The 11,173-nt window shown below is 55.5% G+C and carries 9 protein-coding genes and 1 rRNA gene; 5 read left to right on the top strand and 5 right to left on the bottom strand.

From position 1 onward, the window contains the following. Positions 1–5: 5 nt before the first annotated feature. Positions 6–121: ribosomal RNA gene (gene rrf, locus NWP14_RS23635) — 5S ribosomal RNA — on the top strand. 51 nt (positions 122–172) lie between these two features. Here the strand turns inward: rrf and NWP14_RS23630 are convergent. Genes NWP14_RS23630 through NWP14_RS23620 form a run of 3 tightly spaced genes read right to left on the bottom strand, consistent with a single transcriptional unit; the run spans position 173 to position 3,514 of the window. Next, a complete protein-coding gene (locus NWP14_RS23630) occupies positions 173–919 on the bottom strand; it encodes a Crp/Fnr family transcriptional regulator (RefSeq protein ID WP_095104804.1) in 747 nt (248 codons plus the stop codon). A gap of 52 nt (positions 920–971) precedes the next feature. Next, complete coding sequence (locus tag NWP14_RS23625) at positions 972–2,342, bottom strand: MFS transporter (RefSeq protein WP_346430594.1); 1,371 nt, start codon at positions 2,340–2,342, stop codon at positions 972–974. A 59-nt stretch (positions 2,343–2,401) separates the two neighbouring features. Next, entirely contained in the window at positions 2,402–3,514 is a 1,113-nt protein-coding gene (locus NWP14_RS23620; protein ID WP_095104806.1) for a mandelate racemase/muconate lactonizing enzyme family protein, read from the bottom strand. Positions 3,515–3,881: 367 nt separating this feature from the next. Here NWP14_RS23620 and metA point away from each other — a divergent pair, with 367 nt between their 5' ends. From metA to aceK, 4 genes are all read left to right on the top strand, one after another. After that, entirely contained in the window at positions 3,882–4,811 is a 930-nt protein-coding gene (gene metA / locus NWP14_RS23615; protein ID WP_095104808.1) for a homoserine O-succinyltransferase, read from the top strand. 260 nt (positions 4,812–5,071) lie between these two features. Next, positions 5,072–6,673, top strand: coding sequence for a malate synthase A (gene aceB, locus NWP14_RS23610; protein WP_375216093.1), 1,602 nt, complete (start codon positions 5,072–5,074; stop codon positions 6,671–6,673). Positions 6,674–6,707: 34 nt separating this feature from the next. Beyond that, complete coding sequence (aceA, locus tag NWP14_RS23605) at positions 6,708–8,012, top strand: isocitrate lyase (protein WP_095104812.1); 1,305 nt, start codon at positions 6,708–6,710, stop codon at positions 8,010–8,012. A 49-nt stretch (positions 8,013–8,061) separates the two neighbouring features. After that, positions 8,062–9,804: a bifunctional isocitrate dehydrogenase kinase/phosphatase gene (gene aceK, locus NWP14_RS23600; protein ID WP_331833804.1), complete on the top strand. Its 1,743-nt coding sequence runs from the start codon at positions 8,062–8,064 to the stop codon at positions 9,802–9,804. A gap of 4 nt (positions 9,805–9,808) precedes the next feature. On the opposite strand, the gene NWP14_RS23595 is transcribed toward aceK, so the two are convergent. Beyond that, complete coding sequence (locus NWP14_RS23595) at positions 9,809–10,228, bottom strand: ASCH domain-containing protein (RefSeq protein WP_375216095.1); 420 nt, start codon at positions 10,226–10,228, stop codon at positions 9,809–9,811. A 10-nt stretch (positions 10,229–10,238) separates the two neighbouring features. Then, complete coding sequence (gene iclR / locus NWP14_RS23590) at positions 10,239–11,066, bottom strand: glyoxylate bypass operon transcriptional repressor IclR (RefSeq protein ID WP_095104816.1); 828 nt, start codon at positions 11,064–11,066, stop codon at positions 10,239–10,241. Between the last annotated feature and the right edge of the window lie 107 nt (positions 11,067–11,173).

The raw sequence follows: 11,173 nt of genomic DNA, 5'->3' as shown, positions 1-11,173 counted from the left end.
ATTTGCCTGGCGGCAACAGCGCGGTGGTCCCACCTGACCCCATGCCGAACTCAGAAGTGAAACGCCGTAGCGCCGATGGTAGTGTGGGGTCTCCCCATGTGAGAGTAGGGAACTGCCAGGCATCAAACCAGTAAGAAGCCCATCCGCGAGGATGGGCTTTTTGCGTTTTGGGCTATTCATCTTCATCGATATAGAGTTGCCTGAGCGCGCTCATATTCACGATTAAAATCTTGCCGTATTTTGCCTCGATCCATCCCAACTTTTCCCATGCAACCAGACGCTTATTAATCGTCTGACGGGTGGTATTGATAATGGTTGCCAGGTCGTCCTGGGTTAAGTAAAGGTTGATTAATACGCCTTTCTCATGCCATTCGCCATAGCCTTCCGACAAGCTCACCAGACGTTTCGCCAGACGGGCTGAGACGGATAAAAGCGCGCTGTCATGGAGCATCGTGAAGGCGTTGCGCACCACTTTACACAGCAGTAGTGCCAGAAAATGGTGGAGGATGGGATAGTGCTGCAAAAGCGACTCCACGTCGCGCGGCTTCAGCGTCAGCAGTATTGTTTTGCCAAGAGCTCTGGCATCGTGGGTACGGACTGATTTGTCGATCATACCGATTTCACCAAACCAGTTGCCGGGCGAAAGATAGCGAAAAATACACTCTTTGCCATCGGCTGAGACGGAGCTGACTTTGACGGATCCGGTAATGACCGCATACAGCGCCTGTGATTCATCTCCGCGATAGTGGATCACTTCACCGTTTTCATACTGATAAAAGCTGGCACGGGACAACATCTGCCCACTAAGATAATCAGGTAGCGCCCGGAACCAGCTACTGGTCAGCAGGATCGCCTGGATCTCATCCTGCTGAAGATTCCATTCATGTGACTCCTGTGCTACGGCCAATATCTTAACCATCGTTGTTGCTGTCCTGATGTTGATTATTGTCGCAGCACTGTATCATTTCCGATTAATCAGAGTGCCGGAGATATGTCGCCTCACCGGATTTCATGGCGTGTGCCGGGGAGGGTATCGTCTGCGCTTTATCAATCCCAAACCGTCGCAATGCCAGAATCATCAGGCTACCTGATGCCGTGACCAGCGCGAGGAAATAGAGCCCTGCCTGCGGTGAGTTGAAGGAATGCTCTGCCCAGACGCGTAGATTTGGGGCGACGAAGCCTCCTAAATTGCCCATTGAGTTAATGAGAGCGATCCCCGAAGCTGCGGCTGCTCCGCCCAGGTACGATGAGGGAAATGTCCAGTAAAGTGGCTGCATGGCAAGGTGTCCCGCAGCCGCAACGCATAGGGCGACAATCGCGATGAGCGGTATACTCTCAGCGAAGCCAGATAACGCGATGCCCACGGCTCCGCACATGAAAGTGACAGCTGCAACGTAGCGGCGTTCCTGCAGTTTTTCGGCGATCCGTGGCACGTAATACACCGCAATGGCGGCACACAATGGTGGGATAGCGGTGACAAAGCCAACCAGCAGACCGACTTTCGTGCCCATCAGAGTGGCGATCTGGGTTGGCAGGAAGAAATAGATCCCGTAACCGCAAACCTGGACGGTGAACCAAATCAGGCATAGGTAGAGCACGCGTACATCCAGTAGGGCCTGCCACACGCCTTTTGGACCATGGGCCAGTTTCATCTGCTCTTCATGATTAAGTGTCTGGCTTAGCGCCGCTTTCTCTTGCTGCGTTAACCACCTGGCGTCGTCAGGACGATCGTCCAGATAGAAAAAGACCCAAATCCCGACGGCTGAGGCCAACAAACCTTCGACGACGAACATCAACTGCCAGCCATGCAGGCCGAATGCCAGCGTCGTACCTTCCAGAGAAAGCAGCGAGCCGGAAAGCGGGCCGCCGATGATAAAGGCCAGCGGTGCGCCAAACAGAAAATAGCCGGTAACACGTGCGCGGATATGTTGCGGGAACCAGAAAGTCAGATAGAGAATGACGCCGGGAAAGAACCCTGCTTCACTCACCCCCAGCAGAAAACGTAAGAAGATAAACATCGTTTCGGTATGTGCAAACATCATTGCCGCAGAGACCAGACCCCAGGTGATCATGATCCTCGCCAGCCAGACCCGGGCGCCAATGCGGTAAAGCAGAATATTACTTGGGACTTCAAAAATGGCATAACCGATAAAAAAGATGCCGGCGCCAAAGGCGTAGGCTGCATCGCTTAGCCCTGTGTCCAGCTGGAATTCTTGTTTTGCAAAGCCGATATTTGAACGATCCAGATAGGCCAGAATAAACATCAGCGTGACCATCGGGATGATCCGTCGTATGGATTTACGTATTGCCTGTGATAAATCAAGATCGGTAGGGGCGGGCATAGTTCACCTCTTGGTATTTGTCATTATTTTTTGTCGTCCAGACGATGTACCTGTGAGGGTTATCTGACGCTAAAACGCTCAAGGGCTTCCCGCCGCAGCGTGGTGCCTGCGCCTGGCGCCGTGGGGAGAGAATAGAACCCTTCTTTCACTTCTACCGGATCGACGAAACACTCCAACGTCCAGGGGATAAATTCCAGCAGCGAGCAGGCCGGGTGCGCGATGACCAGATGCAACTGAGCCTGCATCATGTCACCGTGATGCGGTGTTACCGGCAGGTTAAATGCCTGCCCGAGGTCGGCAATTTCCCAGACTGCCGTCAGTCCACCGCAGCGCGTGGCGTCTGGTTGTAGGTAATCGACCGCCCCAGCGAGTACAAACTCTTTAAAAGAATCAAAATGATATAGTAGTTCTCCCAGGGCGAGAGGTGTGCTGATATGCTTGGCCAGCGCGCGGTGACTGGATACATCGTCATGCCACATCGGCTCTTCAAACCAGGTAATGTCAAAATCAGCCAGCCGTGAACCATACTGTTTGGCAGTGCTGATATCCCATTTGGCGTTCGCATCCACCATCAGATTGACGTCATCGCCGATCGCTTTTCTGACGGCTTCAATCCGCCTGAGGTCTTCTCGCGGGTCTGGCTTGCCGATTTTCATTTTGATGGCATTAAAGCCCTCTTCAAAAATCATCTTCTTACAGTCATCGACCAACTCGGCGGTCTCCCTGACTAACCAGCCACAATCGGTGTTATAGGCGGAAATGCGAGTGTGCTGTGAGCCGCCAAAAATTTTCCACAGCGGCTGTTCAACCATCTTGGCTTTCAGATCCCACAGCGCAATATCAATGGCAGAGAGCGCCATCTGCATCAATCCTCCGCGTCCTACCCAGATATTGGTTGAACTGCGGGATAATTTACGGTGCAGGTAACGAACTTCATTGGCATCTTCCCCGAGTAGCATCGGACCGAAAACATCGCTGATAATGGTGGTGAGCAATCTGTCGGTAGCGATATCAGCATGGGTACCCGTATAACCGTAACCGACCAGCCCGTTGTCCGTCTCAATCATGACGCCGGGCATGCCCCAATGTGTAATGCTGTGTGTAGAATCGCCGATGATATTTTTGGTTACCGGCACGTGCATAATAAATGTCGTCAGTTTGGTGATTTTCATGCTTGCTTCCTGTGGCTGTAAGACCTGATGGATTGCCGCAATGTAGCAATGGTCTTTCGGGAAGGCTGTCAAACGGTTTACACATCACCAGCGGCTGGCGAGATTAATTAAAATATTTGATACGGATCGCGAATTGCTCACATCCTCCTGGCGGGGATGGCCTTTTTATCTTTTTTATTCTTTGCTAAGCAGTAACGGATAGACACGGCTCGGGCCGTCAACCTCACAACGTTTCGCCACGTTAAACCGAATGGGGTTGAAACTTTTTCACCTTCTACGTGCAGACTCGACATTTTATTTATTCCTGGTTATTGTTAGCTGTCTGGATGTCTAAACGTTTATACGTATGCTATGAGGTAATAAAGTTATGCCTATTCGGGTGCAGGACGAGCTACCGGCCGTCAATTTCTTGCGTAGTGAGAACGTCTTTGTGATGACGACAACGCGCGCAACGACCCAGGAAATTCGTCCGCTGAAGGTGCTTATCCTCAACCTGATGCCGAAGAAAATCGAGACTGAAAATCAGTTCCTGCGGCTGCTATCAAATTCTCCGCTCCAGCTTGATATCCAGCTGTTGCGTATCGACGCGCGTGAATCCCGCAACACGCCAACCGAGCATCTGAACAACTTCTACTGCAACTTTGAGGACATCTGCGACCAGAACTTTGATGGACTGATCGTCACCGGCGCACCGCTGGGGCTGGTTGAATTCAACGATGTGGCCTACTGGCCGCAGATTAAGCAGGTGCTGGAGTGGGCAAAGGATCATGTGACCTCGACGCTTTTTGTCTGTTGGGCCGTACAGGCCGCGCTCAATATCCTTTATGGCATCCCCAAGCAAACCCGCACTGAAAAAATCTCCGGCGTATTTGAACACCATATTTTGCACCCGCATGCGCTACTGACCCGCGGTTTCGACGATACCTTCCTCGCGCCACACTCGCGCTATGCCGATTTTCCGGCCGCATTGATCCGCGACTATACCGATTTAGAGATCCTGGCAGAAACCGAAGAGGGCGATGCCTATCTGTTTGCCAGCAAAGATAAGCGCATTGCCTTCGTCACCGGGCATCCGGAATACGATGCCGGTACCCTGGCGGGCGAGTTTTTCCGCGATGTGGAAGCGGGACTCAGCCCGGAAGTTCCGACCAATTATTTCCCGCATGATGACCCGCAAAACAAACCGCGGGCCAGCTGGAGAAGTCACGGAAACCTGCTGTTTGCCAACTGGCTGAACTACTATGTCTACCAAATCACGCCATACGATCTGCGGAATATGAATCCGACTCTGGATTAATCCTCCAGCCAACGCGATCCTAAAGCGTTTCAGCATTTTGCCTCTGGCACCTTCGGGTGCCTTTTTTGTTTCCGAAATTCAATTCATACGCGGAATAAACTTTAATTTTAATGTTATCAATATGTTGAATTGATATTAAAATTAAAATGGAAATTGTTTTTGATTTTGGAAAAATAATGCGTAGTCTTAATTGTGTTGAGCGAAAACCAGACAACGATCTTTCACTCGCGCCAACTGGATCAACCAAGAGGAGCTGCACAATGACGCAACAGGCGACAATCACTGACGAACTGGCCTTCGGCCAGCCTTATGGCGAGCAGGAAAAGCAGGTCTTAACGCCCGAGGCGGTGGAGTTCCTGGCGGAACTGGTGAGCCGCTTTACGCCTGAGCGCAATAGGCTGCTGGCGGCACGTATCCAGCAGCAGCAGGACATAGACGACGGAAAGCTGCCAGGTTTTATTTCGGAAACGGATTCCATTCGTAACGGTGACTGGACGATTCGCGGTATTCCGGCTGATTTACAGGATCGCCGGGTGGAGATCACCGGCCCCGTTGAACGCAAAATGGTGATTAACGCTCTGAATGCCAACGTGAAAGTATTTATGGCTGACTTTGAGGATTCGCTGGCGCCTGACTGGAACAAAGTCATCGATGGTCAGATTAACCTGCGCGATGCGGTCAACGGCACCATCAGCTATACCAACGAAGCGGGAAAAATCTACCAGCTGAAGCCCGATCCTGCGGTGCTGGTTTGCCGGGTGCGCGGCCTGCATCTGCCGGAAAAGCACGTCACCTGGCGCGGGGAGTCGATTCCCGGCAGCCTGTTTGATTTCGCGCTCTATTTCTTCCATAACCACCGGGCTCTGCTGGCGAAAGGAAGCGGCCCCTATTTCTATCTGCCGAAAACGCAGGCCTGGCAGGAAGCGGCCTGGTGGAGCGAAGTTTTCAGCTACACCGAAGATCGGTTTGAACTGCCGCGCGGCACCATCAAGGCGACGCTGCTGATTGAAACGCTACCGGCCGTGTTCCAGATGGATGAAATTCTCCATGCGCTGCGGGACCATATCGTTGGCCTGAACTGCGGGCGTTGGGACTACATTTTCAGCTACATCAAAACCTTAAAAAACCATGCTGACCGTGTTTTACCCGACCGCCAGGTGGTGACGATGGACAAATCGTTCCTCAACGCCTATTCACGCCTGCTGATAAAGACCTGTCACAAGCGCGGCGCGTTTGCGATGGGCGGCATGGCGGCCTTTATCCCCAGCAAGGACGCCGAACGGAACCGCCAGGTGCTCGGCAAAGTCACCGCCGATAAAGAGCTGGAAGCCAAAAACGGCCATGACGGCACCTGGATTGCCCACCCGGGCCTCGCGGATACGGCGATGGAGGTTTTCAATCGCGTGCTGGGCGAACGGACCAATCAGCTGGGCGTCAGCCGGGAACAGGATGCGCCGATTACCGCCGAGCAGCTGCTGGAGCCCTGCGACGGCGAGCGCACCGAAGCCGGGATGCGCGCCAACATTCGCGTGGCGGTGCAGTACATCGAAGCCTGGATCTCCGGCAACGGCTGCGTACCGATTTATGGCCTGATGGAAGATGCGGCCACGGCCGAAATCTCGCGCACCTCTATCTGGCAATGGATCCATCATCAAAAGACGCTAAGCGACGGGACGCCGGTGACCAAAGCGCTGTTCCGCCAGTGGCTGGGCGAGGAGCTGATGGTTATTCAGGACGAGCTGGGCGAGCACCGCTACAGCAGCGGCCGCTTTGACGATGCCGCGCGGCTGATGGAACAAATCACTACCTCAGACGAACTGATTGATTTCTTAACGTTGCCTGGCTACCGCCTGCTGGCGTAATTCACCCACTCGTGACCCTATGGAGCATCTGCACATGAAAACTCGTACTCAGCAAATCGAAGAATTAAACAAAGAGTGGACACAGCCGCGTTGGGAAGGCATTACCCGCCCATATAGCGCAGAAGAAGTGGTGAAATTACGCGGCTCGGTCAACCCGGAATGTACCCTGGCGCAGCTTGGTGCGGCCAAAATGTGGCGACTGCTGCACGGTGGCTCGAAGAAGGGCTATATCAACAGCCTTGGCGCGCTGACCGGTGGGCAGGCGCTGCAGCAGGCGAAGGCGGGGATCGAGGCGATTTATCTCTCCGGCTGGCAGGTGGCGGCGGATGCAAACCTGGCTTCCAGCATGTATCCGGATCAATCGCTGTACCCGGCCAACTCGGTGCCGGCGGTGGTGGATCGGATCAACAATACCTTCCGTCGCGCCGATCAGATCCAGTGGTCTGCCGGCATTGAATCAGACGATCCGCGCTATACCGACTATTTCCTGCCGATCGTGGCGGATGCTGAAGCCGGCTTCGGCGGCGTGCTGAATGCGTTTGAGCTGATGAAATCGATGATTGAGGCCGGTGCAGCGGCGGTTCACTTTGAAGATCAGCTGGCGTCAGTGAAAAAATGCGGCCATATGGGCGGAAAAGTGCTGGTTCCGACGCAGGAAGCTATCCAGAAGCTGGTGGCCGCTCGCCTGGCGGCAGACGTCATGGGCGTACCGACGCTGGTCATCGCCCGAACCGACGCCGATGCTGCGGATCTGATCACCTCCGACTGCGATCCGTACGATCGTGAATTTATTACCGGCGATCGCACCAGTGAAGGCTTTTTCCGCACTCACGCCGGCATTGAGCAGGCGATTAGCCGCGGCCTGGCCTATGCGCCGTACGCTGACCTCGTGTGGTGCGAAACGTCTAAGCCGGATCTCGAACAGGCTAAGCGCTTTGCCGACGCTATCCACGCGCGCTTCCCTGGCAAACTGCTGGCCTATAACTGCTCGCCGTCGTTTAACTGGAAGAAAAACCTCGATGACGCCACCATCGCTCGCTTCCAGCAGGCGCTGTCCGATATGGGCTACAAATATCAGTTCATTACTCTGGCGGGCATTCACAGCATGTGGTTCAACATGTTCGACCTCGCCCGCTCCTATGCGCAGGGTGAGGGGATGAAGCACTACGTTGAGAAGGTGCAGCAGCCGGAGTTTGCCGCCGCAGCGGAAGGGTACACCTTCGTTTCCCACCAGCAGGAGGTGGGCACCGGCTACTTCGATAAGGTGACCACCATTATTCAGGGCGGCGCTTCATCAGTCACCGCCCTGACCGGCTCAACGGAAGAAGAGCAGTTCTGATTGTTTCCCCCTCTCCCTGCCGGGGAGAGGGCTGGGTGAGGGGGAAGGTATGACGCGTGGCCTGGAACTACTGATTGCACAGACTATTTTGCAGGGCTTTGACGCCCAGTATGGCCGTTTTCTCGAAGTCACCTCGGGCGCGCAGCAGCGCTTTGAACACGCCGACTGGCACGCCGTTCAGCAGGCGATGAAGCAGCGTATCCACCTCTACGATCATCACGTCGGCCTGGTGGTTGAACAGCTGCGCTGTATTACCGAAGGAAAAAGTACCGACGTCGATTTTTTACTGCGGGTGAAAGAGCACTACACCCACCTGCTACCGGATTACCCTCGCTTCGAAATTGCGGAGAGCTTTTTCAATTCCGTCTATTGTCGGTTGTTTGACCACCGCTCGCTGACTCCCGAGCGGCTTTTTATTTTCAGTTCGCAGCCGGAGCGCAGCTTCCGCTCAATTCCCCGTCCGCTGGCGAAAACGTTTTTCCCCGAGCGCGGCTGGGAAACGTTATTAAGCAAAGTGTTATCCGATCTCCCCCTGCGGCTGGCGTGGCAAAATAAGGCGCGGGATATTGGCTATATCACGGCCTGCCTGGTGGAAGCTCTCGGCAGCGAGATGCTGTCCCGCTCCCATCTGCAAATAGCCAACGAACTCTTTTATCGCAATAAGGCGGCCTGGCTGGTAGGCAAACTGGTTACGCCGGTGGCTACGCTGCCTTTTTTGCTGCCTGTCCATCGCAGCGATGAAGGCGAGCTGTTTATTGATGCCTGTCTGACCACCCATGCTGAAGCGAGCATCGTCTTTGGCTTTGCGCGCTCCTATTTTATGGTTTACGCCCCGCTGCCCGGTGCGCTGGTTGAGTGGCTGCGCGATATCCTGCCGGGGAAAACCACCGCCGAGCTCTATATGGCGATTGGCTGCCAGAAGCACGCAAAAACGGAAAGCTACCGTGAATATCTGCACTACATTGCCCGCAGCGACGAGCAGTTTATCGAGGCGCCGGGCATCCGCGGGATGGTGATGCTGGTCTTTACCCTGCCGGGCTTCGACCGGGTATTTAAGATCATCAAGGACCGCTTTGCGCCGCAAAAGGAGATGACCGCCGCCCACGTCCGCGCCTGCTATCAGCTGGTTAAGGAGCACGACCGCGTCGGGCGAATGGCCGATACCCAGGAGTTTGAAAACTTCGTGCTGGATAAGCGGCAAATCGCGCCGCAGCTGATGGCGCTGCTGCAGTCGGAAGCCGGGGCTAAAATTACCGACCTCGGCGATCGGATTGCCATCAGCCATCTCTATATCGAGCGGCGAATGGTGCCGCTGAATATCTGGCTGGAGCAGGTTGACGGCCAGGCGCTGCGCGATGCGGTCGAGGAGTACGGGAATGCCATTCGCCAGCTGGCCGCCGCCAATATATTCCCCGGCGATATGCTGTTCAAAAACTTTGGCGTGACCCGCCACGGCCGGGTGGTGTTCTACGATTACGATGAGATTTGCTACATGACGGAGGTCAATTTCCGCGAGATCCCGCCGCCGCGCTATCCGGAAGATGAGCTGGCGAGCGAGCCGTGGTACAGCGTGTCGCCGGGGGATGTTTTCCCGGAAGAGTTCCGCCACTGGCTCTGCGCGGACCCGCGTATTGGGCCGTTGTTTGAGGAGATGCACGCCGATTTGCTGCGGGCCGATTACTGGCGGGAGCTGCAGACGCGCATTCGTAACGGCCACGTGGAGGATGTCTATGCCTATCGCCGCCGCCAGCGTTTTTGCGTCCGCTATGGCGCGATGCAGCAGGCGGGTTAGCGGCTCAGGAGGAGTGCGTATCGGCGACCTCGATCAGCGCGAACTCTTCGTAAACCAGCTCCATCTCCGCTGACCAGGTCCCTTCACGCTCGAAGAACGCCCGGTGAGCCTGCTGCCAGTAGCCCAGGCTCAAATCGCCTTCACCCTCCAGCGCGGCAAGTTCCGCGGTCATCTCATTAAAGCGAATCATTCTGAGTACCAGGGTGCGGATGACGCAGACCGGCTCGCCCGCCCCGTTGAGCACGATATGCCAGGCGCCAGGGATTACCGGCGGATCTTCCTGGCGATAGCTGGCAAGAGACCCGCAGGTGCCGCGCTTTTTCCCGGCGATAACCAGCGCCGCCAGCTCATCGGCCAGCGCGGGGGAATCGCCAAATGACCAGCAAAAGGCGCCGGGATAGCGCTGCTGCCAAAGGGATTTCAGATCGATCATGTTAGCGAACCCCGCCGTAAGCCAGGGTCACCTCTTTCGCGGCTTTAATCACCAGCGCGCCCAGCTCGGTGACGCGATCGTCGGTCATCCGCGAGATGGGCCCGGAGATGGAGATCGCCGCAAACGGCTCGCGGTGCTCGTCATAAATGCAGGAAGCGACGCAGCGCAGACCCAGGGCATGCTCTTCATCATCGAACGAATAGCCGCGCTTGCGCGTCTGGGCCAGGTCCTCTTTCAGATGCACCGGCGATACCAGCGTGGCGTGGGTGTAGGCGTGCAGGCCTTTACGGTGCAGAAGGCCGGTGACCTGCTCTTCGCTCAGCTGTGACAGGAAGGCTTTACCCGCCCCGGAGGCGTGCATCGGCAGCTTGCCGCCAATCGGCGCCGACATGCGCATCAGCTGCGTACACTGCACCTGGTCGATGATAATCGCCTGGTGGTCACTCTGATCCAGCACCGCGAGATTAACCGTTTCACCTGACTCTTCCATCAGCTGGCGTAAAATAGGGTGCACGATGGCCAGCAGGTTGCGGCTTTGCAGAAAGCTGCTGCCGACCACAAAGGCGTGAGCGCCTACGGACCAGTGCCCGAGCTCGCCCACCTGGCGCACGAAGCCCAGCTGCTGCATGGTCGTCAGCAGGCGGTGCGTTGTCGAGTTCGGCAGGCCGGCCTGCTGCGCCAGCTCGGTTAACGCGACGCTGCCGTGTGATTCAGAAATCCATTCGAGTAATTTTAGCCCACGGGTAAGCGACTGAACTTGCCCGCTGGCCTGAGGGGCGGCGGGAGTCGCGGGTTTTCTGCCGCGCTTTGCGGGAACGGGAGTGGCCATCGCAGATTCCTTTTTTCTGTATCGTGGAAATAGTTTTCGTTTTATTTGCCCATTTTGCAATCACAACCGGACTGATCGGATGAGTGAAGCTGAACATGTCTCATATT

The sequence above is a fragment of the Klebsiella sp. C349492 genome (assembly GCF_042055345.1).
Taxonomy (GTDB): Bacteria; Pseudomonadota; Gammaproteobacteria; order Enterobacterales; family Enterobacteriaceae; genus Klebsiella; species Klebsiella scottii.
The sequence above is the reverse complement of the archived record's forward strand: the minus strand, read 5'-3'. Positions and strand labels throughout refer to the sequence as shown.

What these genes read in the sequence shown, in the direction of transcription:
- NWP14_RS23630 (WP_095104804.1), bottom strand. Translation starts at nt 919, where the DNA reads ATGGTTAAGATATTGGCCGTAGCACAGGAGTCACATGAATGGAATCTT.
- NWP14_RS23625 (WP_346430594.1), bottom strand. Translation starts at nt 2,342, where the DNA reads ATGCCCGCCCCTACCGATCTTGATTTATCACAGGCAATACGTAAATCC.
- NWP14_RS23620 (WP_095104806.1), bottom strand. Translation starts at nt 3,514, where the DNA reads ATGAAAATCACCAAACTGACGACATTTATTATGCACGTGCCGGTAACC.
- metA (WP_095104808.1), top strand. Translation starts at nt 3,882, where the DNA reads ATGCCTATTCGGGTGCAGGACGAGCTACCGGCCGTCAATTTCTTGCGT.
- aceB (WP_375216093.1), top strand. Translation starts at nt 5,072, where the DNA reads ATGACGCAACAGGCGACAATCACTGACGAACTGGCCTTCGGCCAGCCT.
- aceA (WP_095104812.1), top strand. Translation starts at nt 6,708, where the DNA reads ATGAAAACTCGTACTCAGCAAATCGAAGAATTAAACAAAGAGTGGACA.
- aceK (WP_331833804.1), top strand. Translation starts at nt 8,062, where the DNA reads ATGACGCGTGGCCTGGAACTACTGATTGCACAGACTATTTTGCAGGGC.
- iclR (WP_095104816.1), bottom strand. Translation starts at nt 11,066, where the DNA reads ATGGCCACTCCCGTTCCCGCAAAGCGCGGCAGAAAACCCGCGACTCCC.